The 15,074-nt window shown below is 67.0% G+C and carries 12 protein-coding genes; 8 read left to right on the top strand and 4 right to left on the bottom strand.

Annotated features, from left to right (window positions below):
- Positions 1 to 18 precede the first annotated feature (18 nt).
- From BMX85_RS27380 to BMX85_RS27370, 3 genes are all read left to right on the top strand, one after another.
- Positions 19 to 3,333: a DUF6701 domain-containing protein gene (locus BMX85_RS27380; protein WP_177196896.1), complete on the top strand. Its 3,315-nt coding sequence runs from the start codon at positions 19 to 21 to the stop codon at positions 3,331 to 3,333.
- A 73-nt stretch (positions 3,334 to 3,406) separates the two neighbouring features.
- Positions 3,407 to 4,108 carry a dienelactone hydrolase family protein gene (locus BMX85_RS27375; RefSeq protein ID WP_090326613.1) on the top strand — a complete coding sequence of 234 codons (702 nt, stop codon included), beginning with the start codon at positions 3,407 to 3,409 and terminating at the stop codon, positions 4,106 to 4,108.
- Positions 4,109 to 4,117: 9 nt separating this feature from the next.
- Entirely contained in the window at positions 4,118 to 4,561 is a 444-nt protein-coding gene (locus BMX85_RS27370) for an acyl-CoA thioesterase (protein WP_090326610.1), read from the top strand.
- Between the two features lie 52 nt (positions 4,562 to 4,613).
- Here BMX85_RS27370 and BMX85_RS27365 read toward each other — a convergent pair whose 3' ends face one another.
- Positions 4,614 to 5,099 carry a DUF3016 domain-containing protein gene (locus BMX85_RS27365; RefSeq protein WP_307174361.1) on the bottom strand — a complete coding sequence of 162 codons (486 nt, stop codon included), beginning with the start codon at positions 5,097 to 5,099 and terminating at the stop codon, positions 4,614 to 4,616.
- A 468-nt stretch (positions 5,100 to 5,567) separates the two neighbouring features.
- Between BMX85_RS27365 and BMX85_RS27360 the strand changes: the two genes are divergently transcribed.
- The 5 genes from BMX85_RS27360 to BMX85_RS27340 all read left to right on the top strand — a co-directional run bounded on the left by BMX85_RS27360 (position 5,568) and on the right by BMX85_RS27340 (position 12,810).
- Positions 5,568 to 7,073 (top strand): DUF3369 domain-containing protein, encoded by a 1,506-nt coding sequence (locus tag BMX85_RS27360; RefSeq protein ID WP_090326606.1) that lies wholly within the window; start codon positions 5,568 to 5,570, stop codon positions 7,071 to 7,073.
- A 98-nt stretch (positions 7,074 to 7,171) separates the two neighbouring features.
- Entirely contained in the window at positions 7,172 to 9,649 is a 2,478-nt protein-coding gene (locus BMX85_RS27355; RefSeq protein ID WP_090326602.1) for a TonB-dependent receptor plug domain-containing protein, read from the top strand.
- Positions 9,650 to 9,673: 24 nt separating this feature from the next.
- Positions 9,674 to 10,609 (top strand): SAM hydrolase/SAM-dependent halogenase family protein, encoded by a 936-nt coding sequence (locus BMX85_RS27350; RefSeq protein ID WP_090326598.1) that lies wholly within the window; start codon positions 9,674 to 9,676, stop codon positions 10,607 to 10,609.
- A complete protein-coding gene (locus tag BMX85_RS27345) occupies positions 10,606 to 11,061 on the top strand; it encodes a nuclear transport factor 2 family protein (RefSeq protein ID WP_090326595.1) in 456 nt (151 codons plus the stop codon). Before BMX85_RS27350 ends, BMX85_RS27345 begins: the two co-directional genes overlap by 4 nt.
- 279 nt (positions 11,062 to 11,340) lie before the next feature.
- Positions 11,341 to 12,810, top strand: coding sequence for a S41 family peptidase (locus BMX85_RS27340; RefSeq protein WP_177196895.1), 1,470 nt, complete (start codon positions 11,341 to 11,343; stop codon positions 12,808 to 12,810).
- Between the two features lie 94 nt (positions 12,811 to 12,904).
- Here BMX85_RS27340 and BMX85_RS27335 read toward each other — a convergent pair whose 3' ends face one another.
- The 3 genes from BMX85_RS27335 to BMX85_RS27325 form a co-directional block, all read right to left on the bottom strand.
- Complete coding sequence (locus tag BMX85_RS27335; RefSeq protein WP_090326584.1) at positions 12,905 to 13,267, bottom strand: antibiotic biosynthesis monooxygenase family protein; 363 nt, start codon at positions 13,265 to 13,267, stop codon at positions 12,905 to 12,907.
- Positions 13,264 to 14,454, bottom strand: coding sequence for a cytochrome P450 (locus BMX85_RS27330; protein WP_090326581.1), 1,191 nt, complete (start codon positions 14,452 to 14,454; stop codon positions 13,264 to 13,266). Before BMX85_RS27330 ends, BMX85_RS27335 begins: the two co-directional genes overlap by 4 nt.
- 111 nt (positions 14,455 to 14,565) lie before the next feature.
- The gene (locus BMX85_RS27325; RefSeq protein ID WP_090326578.1) at positions 14,566 to 15,066 is read right to left on the bottom strand and encodes a nuclear transport factor 2 family protein; all 501 of its coding nucleotides are present in this window, start codon (positions 15,064 to 15,066) and stop codon (positions 14,566 to 14,568) included.
- Between the last annotated feature and the right edge of the window lie 8 nt (positions 15,067 to 15,074).

The raw sequence follows: 15,074 nt of genomic DNA, 5'->3' as shown, positions 1-15,074 counted from the left end.
GGCATGTTCGGGTGGCGTATGACTTTCAATTTCTTCAGGCTTGTCGTTTTACTCACAACGCCGGCGCGCCGGCGCGCCGGCGGCGCCGCCGCCATGGCGCCGGCGCTGTTGGCGCCGCTACTGGCCATTGTGCTGTTGATGCATGCCGGCGCGGCCCACGCCGCCCAGGACCACTTCAACGGCAACAACGTGACCGGCTGCACGCGCGCGGGCAACCTCTACACCTGCCCCACCTTGTCGCAGGCAAACGACATCACCATCGCCAGCGGCTACACGGTGCAGGTCTCCGGCGCCGTCTCCTTCACGTATTTCCAGGTGCTCAAGATGAGCGGCAGCGCCGTGCTGCGCGCCGACGGCGACCTCGATCTGCGCGGCCTGCAAACCGCCAATACGCAGGTGGCCGGCGGCACCCTGGCGGCGGGCGGCACCTTCCGCCTCGGCGCGAACGACCAGACCGTCACCGCCAACGTCTCCGCCGCCGCCATCGCCACCGGCGGCCCGTCGACCCGCATCAACGGCAACGTCACCGTCAGCGGCCAGGCCGACCTCGGCTCAAGCACCACCATCACCGGCACGCTGACGGCGGCCACGGTGACGGCCGGCTCCAGCCTGCGCATCGACGGCGGCATCGCCGCCAGCGGCACCGTCAGCCTGGGCTCGAGCAGCACCGTCAAGGGCGGCATCGCCGGCATCGCCGGCGTCAACAACGGCCGCAGCGGCGCCGTCACCACCGGCGCCGGCTCCACCATCAGCGGCAATATCGTCGCCTCGGCGTTCACGCTGGCCTCCGGCAGCACCCTGGCCGGCGACATCAACGCCGCCACGGTCGAGCTGAGCGCGGCCAGCGCCGCCGTCACCGGCAACATCACCGCCACCACTTCGCTGGTGGTCGGCAGCGGCGGCAGCGTCACCGGCAAGATCGATTCGCCCAAGGTCGAGCTCAACGCCTCCGGCGTGACCGTCAAGGGCGATATCAACGCCGGCACCTCGCTCACCATCGGCAGCGGCAACACCGTCAACGGCAACATCACCGGCACCACGCTGACGATCGCCGCGGCCAGCGTGGTCGTCAACGGCAACGTCACGATGAAGGGCGACGTCGATATCGGCTCCAACACCACCATCAACGGCGACCTGTCCGCGCGCAACGTCACCACCCGCTCGTCGGGCGACTACCTCAACGGCAACGTCGCCGTCAACGCCATCTTCCTCGACTACGGCGCCACCGTCAGCAAGACCATCACCTGCACCGGCCCCGGCGCCTCCGGCTGCAGCTGCGTCACCAAGGCCGACGCCAACTACCAGCCCAGCTGCGGCGCGCCGCCGGCCAGCCAGGCCCACCACATCCAGATCACCCACGGCGGCAGCGCCCTCACTTGCCAGGCCGAGCCGGTCACGCTGACCGCCTGCGCCAACGCCGCCTGCGCCGCGCCCCATTACAACGGCGCCACCCAAGTCACCTTGCAACCGGGCGGCGGCGTGTTCACCATCAGCGGCGGCACCAACAACGCCGCCTCGGTGCGCCGGACCACGGCCGGCACGGCGATCCTGTCGGCCAGCGGCGGCGCCAACGCCGCCACCTGCGTCAACACCGGCAACCCGGCCGCACCGTGCGACATGGTGTTCAGCGACAACGGCCTGACCCTCTCGGCGCCCGACCATGTCGCCATGACCAACGCCAGCGTCGCCGTGCAGGCGTTCAAATCGGTCAACGGCGGCAAAACCTGCGTGCCGCTGGTGGCCAACCAGACGGTCAGCGTCAACTTCAGCTGCACGTACACCAATCCGTCCGCCGCCAGCGCCGCCAAGGTGCCGCTGTGGCTGCGCGACAAGAACGCCGCCAACGCGGTCGAAGTCGCCTGCGGCGGCGCCACCGCCGGCGTGCCGCTGGCCTTCGACGCCAACGGCGCCGCCGTCGCCAACCTGCAGTACGCCGAGGTCGGCACCGTCACGCTGAAGGCCGCGTACAGCGCCGCCGGCCTGGGCGCGAGCAGCGACAACGTCGCCTTCACCGCCGCCCCGGCCCGGTTCAAGCTGTCCGCCCAGCGCGTCGTCAACGCGCCGGCGCTGGCCGCCGGCGTGTTCGCCCGCGCCAGCGAACGGTTCACCTTGACGGTGGCGGCGGTCAACTCCAAGGGCGACGTCACCACCAACTTCGGCAAGGAGACCAAGGCCGAGAACATCAAGATCGTGCCGTCGGTGATCGAGCCGGCCAACGGCGTCGGCAAGCTGTCCGACCCGGTGCAGCCCATCGTCAACGGCGTGTCCAGCGACACCTATACCTTCGACGAGACCGGCACCGTCAAGCTGGCCGCGCGGCTCGAGCGCGACACCGGCAACTACATGAACAACCCGACCACCGGCTTCCAGACCACCGGCGAGCTGGAAAACAAGCGCTTCATTCCCGACCACTTCGACACCGTGCTGATGACCAAGGCCGAGATCGACGCGCTGCCGGCCAGCCGGGCCGACGCCCGCGTCATGAGCTGCGCCAACCTGGCGCCCGGCAACCGCCCCTGCCCCGACACGACGGGCAGTTTCATCAACTCCCGGCAACCGTTCTTTGTCAAAGTGCTGGCCTACAAAAGTCCCGGCCCGTCGGCCGCGCTCTCGATGAACTACACCGGCGCCTCGGCCCGGCCGATCACGCTGTCGACGGCGACCGCCGCCGGCGGCGCGGCGGCAACCCCCACCGTGGCCTGGAGCGGCGCCACCACCCCGCTGTACAACTTCACCGAGGGCGTCGGCATCCCGGCCAACCCGGCCGCGCAGGGCGCCCAGCCGGCCAATCTACCGGCGGTCGACCTGGGCGCGGCCTACCCCGCCAACGTCGCACCGGCCACCGTCTACCTGCGCGCGGTCGACAGCGAGGAGGCCACCTCCAACCGTGGCACGGCCTCGCTCGAAACGCAGCTCACCGTCGTCAGCGGCCGCCTGGCGCTGGGCAATAGCTACGGGCCGCCCACTGGCGCCCAGCCGGTCGGCGCGACCGCCGAGTATTACATGGGCAACAGCGCCGGCTACGTGTTCAACCCGCAGGTGACGGTGAGCGCCCCGCTGGGCGCCACCTCCGCCACCTTCAGCAAGTGCGAAAAGGGCCTCAATAGCGTCCAATGCGACTCGATGCGCGTGGCCACCCCGCCGGCCCGGCTGGACATCGCCAACGGCAAGGGCTCGTTCAGGGTGACGCCGCCCACGCCCGCGCCGACCGCGATCGGCACGGCCGAGGTGTCGCTGGGCACGCTGATCCCCTACCTGCCCAGCGGCCAGGGCCACCTCACCTTCGGCATCTACCGTTCCGGCCCGGTGATCTACCGGCGCGAGGTGTACTAGGGCGCGGCGCGCGCGCTGCAAGGGCGCGCGAAACAAGGTAGGATGGCCGCTTTCTGCCCCTACAAGGAACGCCATGGAAACCAATTCGAAGTGGATCGACGTCGACACCGCCGACGGCAAGTTTGAAGCCTACCTGTCGCTGCCGCGCTCGGGCAAAGGCCCGGGTATCGTGTTGCTGCAGGAAATTTTCGGCGTCAACCAGCACATCCGCAACGTCGCCGACCAGTACGCCGCCGACGGCTACGTGGTGCTGGCGCCGGACCTGTTCTGGCGCGAGGGCGCCCATATCGAACTGGGCTACGACGGCGACGGCTGGAAGCGCGCCGTCGAACTGATGAACGCCACCAATATCGACAAGGCGCAGGCCGACATCGCCGCCACCGTCAAGGCGCTGCGCGCGCTCGAGGCCGTCGCCGGCCACAAGGTCGCCTCGCTGGGCTTTTGCCTGGGCGGCAAGCTGTCCTACCTCACCGTCGCCAACGGCCTGGTCGACGCCGGCGTGTGCTACTACGGCGGCGGCATCCAGAATTCGCTCGAGCGCGCCGACCAGATCACCGTGCCGGTGCTGATGCACTTCGGCGGCGCCGACAGCCACATCCCGGCCGACGCCGTCAAGAGCATCGCCGAGCGCTTCGACAGCAACGACCAGGTCGAGATCCATGTCTACGAGGGCGCCGAGCACGGCTTCAACTGCAACCACCGCGACAGCTACCAGCAACGCGGCGCCGCCCAGGCGCACGGCCACACGCTGGTGTTCCTCGGCGAACAACTGTAAAGGGGCGCCATGGCACGCCTGACCCTGGACTTCCCCGGCGACCAGTATTATTTCGAGACCCGGATGACGGTGCGCAGCACCGACATCAACGCCGCCAACCATCTGGGCAACGATTCGATGGTCTCGATGCTGTCCGAGGCGCGCGCGCTGTTCCTGGCGCACTTCGGCGCGCCGGAGATCGACGCCGACGGCCTGGGCACGATCGTCACCGACCTGGCGACGATCTTCCGCGCCGAGGCGCACGCGCGCGACCTGCTGCTGTTCGAGGTGGGAGTGATGGACTTCAACCGCTACGGCGGCGACCTGATCTTCCGCGTCACGCGGCCGGCCGACGGCAAGCTGATCGCGCTGGCCAAGTACGGCTTCGTGTTCTTCAACTTCCAGAGCGGCCAGGTCGCGGCCATGCCGCAAGCCTTCCTGGCGCACTTCCCCAAGGCCGCCCAGCCCGGCTGACGGGCCGTGGCTCGGCCGCGGTTCGGCCGTGGTTCGGCCGTGGTTCGGCCGATCAGCGGCTGGCCACCTTCGGCACGATGGTCTTGCCGAACCACTCGTCGATCATCTGCTTCTCGTAGCGCAGCGTGTCGCTGTCCGAATGGCGACCCATGCGCTGCTGGTAATTCATGTTCGAGAGGCGCTCGTCGCCGCTGCGCAGCACCTGGCCGTTTTCCTCCAGCGTGTAGCGCAGATGCATTTGCGGCCAGTCGGCGCCGCCCCGCATGATGCGGATGTCCTCGCCGCCGCTGCGGCGCGGCCACAGCTGCCCCGCCAGGTCGATATCGACCACCTCGATGCTGAGGTTCTGGCCGGGCGGCAATTGCTTATCGAGCGAGGCGAAATACTGCGCGAAATCCTTTTGCAGCCGCTCGCGCTCGATCGGACTGCGCGGCATGTCGGTGAACTCCTCCGGCTTGACGAACGTGACGCTCACGTCCGCCCAGGCGGCGCCACTGGCCAGCAGCGCGAGGGCGGCGGCCACTAAGGGTTTGGTCATCAGGCGCATTGTGCTACTCCTCCACGGGGTACATTCATCCTAAATAATATAGCCCTTTTTGCGCGCCACCGCCCGGCCTGAATCGATTTGTTACCAATGGCCGCGCCGCGACCGCATGCCGGTGGCGTGCCGGCCAGTGGCCGGTCGCCGACATGTCACGCCCCGGTCACAAGCGGCCGACGTCCTCGCCGTCAAGACCACCGACCCGGCCGATGCCGGCCACACCGAAATCCCGTACTGCGGCAAGCGTGCGCCGCCCATCAAAATATTTCACTTCGGGATAGCAATCTTGCCCGAATCAAAGTATTGTTCAGCTTATACGTAGTGTTACGTAAAACTAACACTACGCCAGTCCAGCCCCGCAGTGTTGTGCAAAGCAGCAGGAAATTTTATTGCTTGTTGTTAATGGCGTTGGAGACGATTACAATCAAAAACTAATTCATACGTCATTTAGCGGAACGTTCCCTTATGTCCTTTTTGTCATCTGCTTCGCCCAAGTTAGCACCGTGGAAAGTTCTGTTGGTCGATGACGAACCGGACATCCACGACATCACCAAGCTCACCTTGAGCCGCTTCCGCCTCGACGGCCGCGCCCTGACCTTCGTGCACGCCTACAGCGGCGCCGAGGCCAAGGAAGTGCTGGCGCGCGAGACCGACATCGCGCTGGTGTTCCTCGACGTGGTGATGGAAAAGGAGGACAGCGGCCTGGAGGTGGCGCGCTGGATGCGCCAGGACCTCGACAACCAGTTCACCCGCATCGTGCTGCGCACCGGCCAGCCCGGCCAGGCGCCCGAGGAACGGGTGATCGTCAACTACGACATCAACGACTACAAAGAGAAGACCGAGCTCGACCGCACAAAGCTGTTCACCACCACCTTCGCCGCGCTGCGCGCCTACCGCGACATCATGAAGGTCGAGGAAGCCCGCCGCGCGCAGGCCAATTACCGCGAAGGCCTGGAGCGCGTGATCGCCGCCTCGGCCCACATCTTCCAGCAACGCAACCTCAAGGATTTCGCCAACGGCTTGCTGCAGCAAGTGGTCGCGCTGTTGCGCCTGGAACACAGCATGCTGCTGCGCCTGCGCGGCGCCACCGCCTTCGGCGGCGAGCAGGAGTACGAGGTGCTGGCCCAGATCGGCGACGACGAGGGCACCCTGCTCAACGACGCGGTGCTGGCCCAGCTCGACGCGGCCAAGAGCAACAAGATCTCGCGCGTCGAGGGCGACACCTACATCGGTTACTTCCCCAACAACAGCGGCAAGGCCTCGCTGCTGATCCTCAAGGGCGTCGAGGAAATTTCCGAGATCGACACCAAGCTGCTGGAAGTGTTCTGCTCCGGCGTCGCCATCGCCTTCGACAACATCCTGCTGACCCAGGAAATCACCGACACCCAGGCCGAGCTGATCCTGCGCCTGGGCGACGTCGTCGAGTCGCGCTCCAATGAGGCGGGCAACCACGTGCGCCGCATGGCCGAGGTGTGCCACCTGCTGGCCACCGCCGCCGGCATGCCGGAGGAAGAGACGGCGGTGCTGCGCCACGCCGCTCCGATGCACGACATCGGCAAGATCGCCACGCCGGACGCGGTGCTGCTCAAGCCGGGCAAGCTCGACGCCGCCGAATGGGAAATCATGAAGCAGCACCCGACGGTCGGCCTGTCGATCCTGGACGGCTCGCAGCGGCCTATCCTCAAGGCGGCGGCGGTCATCGCCCACCAGCACCACGAAAAATTCGACGGCAGCGGCTATCCGCAGGGCCTCAAGGGCCACGACATCCACCTGTACGCGCGCATCGTCGCCGTCGCCGACGTCTTCGACGCGCTGATGCACAAGCGCTGCTACAAGGACGCCTGGCCGATCGAAAAAGTGGTGGAACACCTGCGCGAGGTGGCCGGCCAGCACCTCGACCCGGTGTATGTCGACCTGCTGGTGGAAAACATCGACAAGGCCGTCGCCATCAACGAACGCTTCCCGGACTAGGCGGCGGCATCCCGCACATAAGCATATTTGCAATCGGTTGTTGTTGAAACGAATTCCTTGCTCGTAAGATACTGGTCCAGACCAAGCAAGGAATTCCCATGCCGCACCACCCCCTCCCCCTCCCCCGACTTCCCCTGCGCCGCAGCGTCATCGCCTGCGCGCTGTTGCTGTCCTCGTTGCCCGCCGCCCGCGCGCAGGAAGCCAGCGGTGAAACCGCCGCCATCGACCAGGTCACCGTGGTCGGCTCGCGCGCGCGCAACCGCACCGTGTTCGACAGCGCCGTGCCGATCGACCGCTTCGGCCAGCGCGAGGTGGAAAACGCCCTCGCCAGCGGCGACCTCGGCGCCGCGCTGCAGAACCTGTCGCCGTCGATCAACTTCCCGCGCATCGAATCGAGCGGCGCCTCCGACTCCGTGCGCGGCATCCAGCTGCGCGGGCTCGCGCCGGACCAGGTGCTGGTGCTGATCAACGGCAAACGCCGCCACGCCAGCGCCGTACTCGACACCGAAAGCAGCTTCGCCGGCACGGTGCCGGTCGACGTCAACGCCATTCCGCCCGGCGCCATCGACCACATCGAAATCCTGCGCGACGGCGCCGGCGCCCAGTACGGCAGCGACGCCGTCGCCGGCGTCATCAACATCGTGCTGAAAAAAGCGCGCAGCGGCGGCTCGGCCTCGGTCAGCTACGGCGCCAACCACACCGACTTCAAGCCGACCGACGACACCAAGACCGACGGCCAGACGAAAATCGTCAGCGCCGATTACGGCGTGCCGGTCGGCGACGCCGGCTTCGTGCGCTTCGGCGCCGAAACGCGCGACCGCAATCCGACCAACCGCGCCGGCCGCAGCGACGCCGGCTGGACCTCGTGGAATTCGACCCCGCAGGACCTGGCGCTCGACGGCCAGGTGGTGTTCAAATCCGGCGATTCGCAGCAAAAGAACCACTACCTGTTCTACAACGCGCTGGTGCCGCTGGGCGATGGGATCGACGCCTACTCGTTCGCCACCGTCAACAAACGCAAGTCCGACGGCAGCGCCTACTTCCGCTACCCGGGCGACCCGTCCAACGTGCCGGCCCTCTACCCCAACGGCTACCGCCCCAGCACCAACGGCGACATGACCGACACCAGCGTCGTCGCCGGCCTGCGCCTGGCCGGCGGCGCCTGGAACTGGGACCTGAGCGCGCGTCACGGCGGCAACAAGTTCGAGTACGATTTGTCGAACTCGGTCAACGCCTCGCTGGGCGCGGCCAGCCCGACCAGCTTCCACCTGGCCACCTTCGACTTCAAGCAAAACGCCGTCAACGCCGACGTCACGCGCGAACTCGATCTGGGCATCGGCGCCCCGGTCAACCTGGCGCTGGGCGCGGAGTACATGCGCGAGAGCTATCACAGCTCGCCGGGCGATCCGGCCTCGTACGCCGCCGGCAGCGCGCCGTTCGCGCCGCCGGGCGCCCAGGCCGGCCCCGGCCTGCGCCCGCAGGACGCGTTCGACGGCAGCCGCTCGATCCGCTCGGTCTACGCCGACATCGAAAGCGACGTCACCAGCCGCCTGCTGCTGGGCGCGGCCGCCCGCTACTCGGACTACAGCGACTTCGGCAGCGCCAGCACCGGCAAACTCTCGGCGCGCTACAAACTGAGCGACGGCTTCCTGCTGCGCGGCTCGCTGTCGAACAGCTTCCGCGCGCCGGCGCTGGTGCAGACCGGCTTCCGCTTCTCGACCCTGAACTTCAACGAGGACGGCAGCGCGCTGCAAACGGCCTCGCTGTTGCCGGCCGGCGATCCATTGGCGCGCGCCTTCGGCGCCAAGGCGCTCAAGCCGGAGAAATCGACCAACCTGTCGGTCGGCGCCGCCTGGCGTCCGCAGCGCAGCACCAGCGTCACCCTGGACGCCTACCGCATCAAGATCCGCGACCGTATCACCCGCACCAGCGACCTGCAAAGCGACGCCGCCAGCGCCTACCTGGCCGGCATCGGCCGCACCGACATCCAGTCGGTGGCCTACCTGGCCAACCTGCTCGACACCACCACCACCGGCTTGGACGCGGTCGTCAACCACGACCTGCCGTTCGCCGGCGGCAAGCTCGACCTGAACGCCGCGCTCAACCTGAACAAGACCCGCATCGACCAAGCGCGCCAAAGCTCCGCCGCGCTGTCGCAAATCGACCCGGACCTGACCTTGTTGACGGACATGAGCCTGTTCCGCATCCGCAACGCCTCGCCGAAGAACAAGCTGGTGCTCAGCGCCGACTGGCAGGCCGCGCAATGGAGCCTGCAAGCCAAGGCCACGCGTTTCGGCCCGCTCAAGGACTTCTCGTACGACCAGGACGCCGAGGTCATCGACGGCGTCAACGCCCAGCGCTTCGGCGCCGTCTGGACCCTGGACCTGGAGGCGCAATACAAGCTGACCAGACAGCTGACCGTGGCCGTCGGCGGCGACAACATCCTCGACCGCTACCCACAACGCGTGCGCCAGACCAACAACGCCACCTATGGCGGCGCGCTGCCGTACAATTTTATTAATCCGATCGGTCTCAACGGCGCCTATTTCTATGGCCGCCTGCGCTACACTTTCTAAGCTCAAAATTTCATCGGGAAAAACATGAAGCTCTCCAAACTGCTCGCCACCGCCTGCCTCGGCGCCTTACTCACGGCCCAGGCCTATGCAGTAAGTCCACAACCTGCCGACGCCAAAAACGCGCTGGTCCTGATGACCGACTTCGGCACCTCCGACGGCGCCGTGTCGGCGATGCACGGCGTCGCCTTCGGCGTCGACCCGACCCTGCATGTGTCCGACCTGACCCACAACATCCCCGACTACGACATCTGGCTCGGCGCCTACCGCCTGTACCAGACCGCCAACTACTGGCCCAAGGGCAGCGTGTTCGTTTCGGTGATCGATCCCGGCGTCGGCACCGCCCGCAAGTCGGTGGTGTTGAAAACCAGGGAAGGCCGCTACTTCGTCGGCCCCGACAACGGCCTGTTCACCCTCATCGCCGAGCGCGACGGCGTGGCCGAGTTGCGCGAGATCGACGAGAAGGTCAACCGCCTGGCCGGCTCGGCCGAGTCGTACACCTTCCACGGCCGCGACGTCTACGCCTTCGTCGGCGCGCGCCTGGCCTCGGGCGCGATCACCTACGAGCAGGTCGGCCCGGTGCTGCCGAGCGAATCGGTGGTCAAGATCGCGTACCAAAAGGCCGTCCGCAAGGGCAACACCATTCGCGGCATCATCCCGGTGCTCGACGTCAAATACGGCAATGTCTGGACCAACATCCCGAAATCGCTGTTCGACGAACTGAAGGTCGGCGTGCATGAACAGGTGCAAGTGCGCATCCTGCACAAAGGCAAACAGATCGACAAAGTCATCGCGCCGTTCGAACACACCTTCGGCGGCGTCGCCAAGGGCAAGCCGCTGGTCTACCTCAACAGCCTGCTGGACGTCGCCGTCGCCATCAGCCAGGGCAACTACGCCGCCAAGCACAACATCGAATCGGGCGTGGACTGGGAAGTGGAAATCACCAAGGTGCCGTCGAAATGAAACCGCTGTTGGCGGCACTGGGCTGGGCGCTGTCGCTGAGCGCGGCGGCCGCGCCCTGCCTGCCGAGCGCCGACCTGATCGCGCGCGACCGGCAGTACGAGGAAGCGCTGCGCGTCGGCGACGTCGCCTTCCTCGACCGCTGGCTGGCGGACGACTACGTCTGGGTGCACAACCTGGCGTCGCAAACGGAAGGCAAGGCGGCGGTGCTGGAACGGTCGAAGAAGCCCGCCGTGGTGCACAAGTCGCGCACCACCAGCGACGTCCACGCCCACGCCGGCGGCGACACTGTCGTGCTGCGCGGCCTCAGCACGGTCGAGCAATGGAACGCCGACGGCAAGACCTGGCGCAGCAACCGCTACCAGTTCATGCGCACCTACATCAATGTTGGCGGGCAGTGCAAGCTGCTGTCCGTGCAAACGATGAAGGTGTGGTCGAGCCCATCTTCAGGATGATCCCCACGCGAACACCTCAAGCCGCCCGTTGCGCCGTCGGTGGCGTCCCGACAGGCGCGATCTGATCGATCGCCCACCGCATAAGGCGGGGGTCAAGGCGGGGGTCAAGTCTGTCATTCGGACACAAACTCAACTAAGGCGGGGGTCAAGTCTGACATTCGGACACAGGCTCAACAGCCTATTACTTGGGCTCGTGTCCGAATGACAGACTTGACCCCGACGGAAGTGGCTGACCTAAGTTACTATCTTATCAACTCAACTTTGCCGATGCCGTCGTTCATGACCGCCAACAAAAAACCCCACCTCCGCATCCTTCCCCTGTTGGTTGCCGCGCTCGCGGCGCCGTGCTTCGCCGCCAGCGACTGGAGCGCCATCGCCCAGGTCGACATGAAGTTCGCCATCGACAAGGTGCGCGGCAGCCACGCGGGCAGCGTCAGCGGTCAGATCGATGTCACCGCGCCGCTCGAGGCCGGCGCCCGCACCGGCATGCTGGAGGCGGCCGACGCCAAAACCGAACAGGACTACAAGCGCGCGCTGGTGCGCTTCATCAACGGCTTCGGCGATCCGCACACCGGTATCCAGCTCGACCTGACGACCAAGGCCTGGACCGGCGTCGTGCTCGATCACGTCGACGGCCGATTCCGCGTCGTCTGGTCGGAACCGAACTGGCCGCAAACGCTGCCGCCGCGCGGCGCCGTGGTGCAAAGCTGCGACAATGTCTGGATCGGCACTTACCTCAAAAGCAGCGTCGCGCCGTTCAGCAATCACAGCCTCGAGTACGACACCACGCTGAGCGACCTGGCCCGGAAATCGATGTTCGACGTCGGCCTCGGCTGGACGCCGAAGCAATGCGTCTTCCAGCACGCCGACGGCAGCGCCCGCCAATACGACTTGCCGCTGCGCGCAGTGGACGACGGCATCGGCAAGGAGCGCCTCGACGCGGTGCGCAAAGACTACCAGGCCAAGGCGCGGCCGGTCGGCCTGTACCGGCTGGCGGCGGACAAGCAATGGGTCGGCATGCCCGACTTCAACGGCGGCACTTCCGGCGACGCCTACACCAAACTGTATCCGCAACTGTCCGCGCTCAAGAAAGACGGCTGGATCGTCTTCGACCTGCGCGGCAACGGCGGCGGCGATTCCAGCTGGGGCAACCGCGCGCTGCAAGCGTTGTACGGCGAGGCCTACGGCGAGCAGCTGGGCAACACGGCGTCCTACGTCAAATCGGTGATCGCCGACCAGGCCACCATCGACCTGTACCGGCGGTATGCCAGCCTCGAACAGTTCGCCGCCTCCAAGCCGGAGTTTGAACGGGTCGTCACGATACTGGAAGCGGCATTGTCCAGGCGTGAAGGGCTGGCGCGGGTCGAGCACACCAGCAAGGAAGACGCCGCCGCCCTCGCCGCCAAGGTCCGCCGGCGGCCGGGCGGCCCGCGCGTGGCCGCCGTCATCGACCGTGGCTGCTTCAGCTCCTGCATGAACTTCGTGCAGCAAATCTCATCGATGTCCGACACGGTGCTGTTGGGCGAAGCGACGATCGGCTACTCGCCGTACGGCGAAAACGGCCAATACAAGCTGCCCAGCGGCCACGGCGCGATCATCGTGCCGTCGGCGATCTACACCGCCTTCCAGGCCACGCGCGAACCGTTCGTCCCGGCGCTACGCTACGACGGCAACATGGCCGACGACGACAAGCTGATGAAATGGGTGGACGCCACGCTAACCCGCCTGCAACCCGGAAAATCGAACTAAGCAACCCGATCCGGGGAGCGACTGGCAACCTGCGACGCCCCCGCCGTGGCCTGGCGCCACGTAGGCCGGATTATTGCAGCGTGATCGGCCAGGCTCAGATCGGGTCGCCGACATGTCCGTGCGCGGCACGACTATCCTGCGGCGCCTGCGCACGCTGCACCAACCCATAATCGCGTATCACCCCCGCGATACGCAACCGATAATCGGCAAACACCCCGGCCCTGCCCTGCGCCTGCGCGGCGCGATGCTCCTCCGTATTACGCCACAGCCGCACCGCCTCCTCGTCGCGCCAGAACGACAACGACAGGATCTTCTCCGGCTGGCTCAAGCTCTGAAAGCGCTCGATGGACACAAAGCCATCGATCCCGGCCAGTAGCGGCGCCAGCTCCGCCGCCAGCGCCAGATAGCGCTGCCGCGCGTGACCGTGCGGAACCACTTCGAAAATAACGGCAATCACGACCGTCCCTCCGATCCGACGTTGAAAAACTCCGGCAACCGCCCGTTGGCCGACGGCCGATAGGCCCAGCCAAGTTCCGCCCGTCCCAGCGCGACGGGCCGCTCCAGCAAATGGCGGATGGCCGTCGCCGCGATAACAAATGCCAGACCGTGCCCCGGACACGCATGACGTCCGTGGCCAAAGCCAGGCAGTGGACGATCCTCCCGCTCCAACACCAGGCTATCCGGCTGCGCATGGACTCGCTCATCGCGTCCGGCGGCGGCCAACACCAGCAGGACGACGTCTCCAGGCTGTAGCGCCACGCCCGCCACGCTGGTCGCCCGCGCCACAAACCGGCGCGTGTTCTGCACCGGAGGATCGAAGCGCGCCACCTCCCTCACTAGCGCCGTCGCCAGTCCAGGTGCGGCGCGCAGCCGCTGTTGCAATCCCGGCTGGCCGAGCAAGGCCACGATGCAATTGCCGATCAGTCCGGCGGTAGCTTCGTGGGTCTGCGACAGCAGGCCGATCACGTTGGCGACCATCCCCTCCTGACCGGTCCAGCCGGTCTCGGCAGCCTGCCGCGCAACCTCGCCCAGCAGCGTGCCCGGCGCTGCCGAACCCGCCCGCACCAGCTCGGCGAAGCGTCGATTCAGCGACCGCGCGGCCGTATCCGCCTCGGCCAATTGCTGCGGCGTCGACAGCGGCGACAGGCAGCGCACGAATTCCGCCACCCGGCTTGCCACCCGCGGCAGGTCGGCATCGCCAACGCCGAGCAGATCGGCCACGACCCAAGTGGGCAAGTCGAACAGCCAGCGCGTGAGGGCGGCGCCATCGGCCAGGGAGTTGCGCCGCTCCAGCATGGTCGCCAGCCGGCCGGTTTTAGCGGCGACAGCGGCCAGCTCCAGACCGGCCAGCGCCTGCCCGATGGCGCGCCTGGGCCCGGCATGCGCGGCGCCCTCGTTCATACGAATCAGCCTGGCGAAGACGGCCCCGGCGTCGCCCCCGGCGATCGCCTTGGGAACCGGCTCGGCGACGGGCCGCACCAGGCAGTGCGGATTGTCGAATACTTGCCGGATGATTTCCGCACGGCTGGCGATCCAAAGCCGCAGCCCGGCGTCGAAATACAGCGCGGGACCGGCCAGCAACTGGCGGTAATAAGGATAGGGATCGGGATGACTGGCGGCGGCAACGGCGTTGGAGGGATGCATGGGCGTTTTCTAAAGACGAAGGCAGCGCGAGTGCCGCCCGGGAACGCCCATCTTAGGGATTGCCGGCGGCGGACACTTCGCCGCGCACCGAATCGTCGCCGCCGTGCCGCGCTACTTCGCGTCCGCGTCCGCGTGCTCGTAGCTGAAGATGCGCGAGAGTTTCCACTCCTTGCCCTGCAAGACCCACAGCTGCGTGAACAGCGCGCGCCCGGCCGGGAACTCAGGTTTATCCTTGGGCAGCACGATGAACTGGTGTTCGCCGGTCGACAAGTAGCCGTACAAAACATCGTCCTTGCGCATCGGGAAAAACTTCACGGTGCCGGGGATCGCTTCGCGCCGCAACGTGTGGTCGCCGGTGCCCATTTCGCTGTTGACGGCGGCCAGCGCCTTCTTGCCGATCAACGTGCCGCCACGGTCATGATAGAACTCGACATCGTCGGCCAGGAAGGCGTTCATGGCCACCGGGTCGGCGCGGTTGTAGGCGGCCCAATAGGCGTCGTCGGCCTGCCGGACGGCAGCCTCGCCGGCGGCGGGCAGTGGCGCGGCCGCGAGCGCGTGCGCCGGCGCCGCCAGCACCACCGCGGCCACCCAAATAAAACGCCAACCGATCATCGCTATCC

Source organism: Duganella sp. CF517 (assembly GCF_900110275.1).
GTDB lineage: Bacteria > Pseudomonadota > Gammaproteobacteria > Burkholderiales > Burkholderiaceae_D > Rugamonas.
Note: the sequence above shows the minus strand (reverse complement) of the source record. Positions and strands in the feature narration are given on the sequence as shown.

Bases quoted from the DNA above. Each gene is read 5' to 3' on its own strand.
- BMX85_RS27355 (WP_090326602.1), top strand. From the start codon at position 7,172: ATGCCGCACCACCCCCTCCCCCTCCCCCGACTTCCCCTGCGCCGCAGC.
- BMX85_RS27360 (WP_090326606.1), top strand. From the start codon at position 5,568: ATGTCCTTTTTGTCATCTGCTTCGCCCAAGTTAGCACCGTGGAAAGTT.
- BMX85_RS27380 (WP_177196896.1), top strand. From the start codon at position 19: ATGACTTTCAATTTCTTCAGGCTTGTCGTTTTACTCACAACGCCGGCG.
- BMX85_RS27370 (WP_090326610.1), top strand. From the start codon at position 4,118: ATGGCACGCCTGACCCTGGACTTCCCCGGCGACCAGTATTATTTCGAG.
- BMX85_RS27330 (WP_090326581.1), bottom strand. From the start codon at position 14,454: ATGCATCCCTCCAACGCCGTTGCCGCCGCCAGTCATCCCGATCCCTAT.
- BMX85_RS27365 (WP_307174361.1), bottom strand. From the start codon at position 5,099: ATGACCAAACCCTTAGTGGCCGCCGCCCTCGCGCTGCTGGCCAGTGGC.
- BMX85_RS27350 (WP_090326598.1), top strand. From the start codon at position 9,674: ATGAAGCTCTCCAAACTGCTCGCCACCGCCTGCCTCGGCGCCTTACTC.
- BMX85_RS27325 (WP_090326578.1), bottom strand. From the start codon at position 15,066: ATGATCGGTTGGCGTTTTATTTGGGTGGCCGCGGTGGTGCTGGCGGCG.
- BMX85_RS27375 (WP_090326613.1), top strand. From the start codon at position 3,407: ATGGAAACCAATTCGAAGTGGATCGACGTCGACACCGCCGACGGCAAG.
- BMX85_RS27345 (WP_090326595.1), top strand. From the start codon at position 10,606: ATGAAACCGCTGTTGGCGGCACTGGGCTGGGCGCTGTCGCTGAGCGCG.
- BMX85_RS27340 (WP_177196895.1), top strand. From the start codon at position 11,341: ATGACCGCCAACAAAAAACCCCACCTCCGCATCCTTCCCCTGTTGGTT.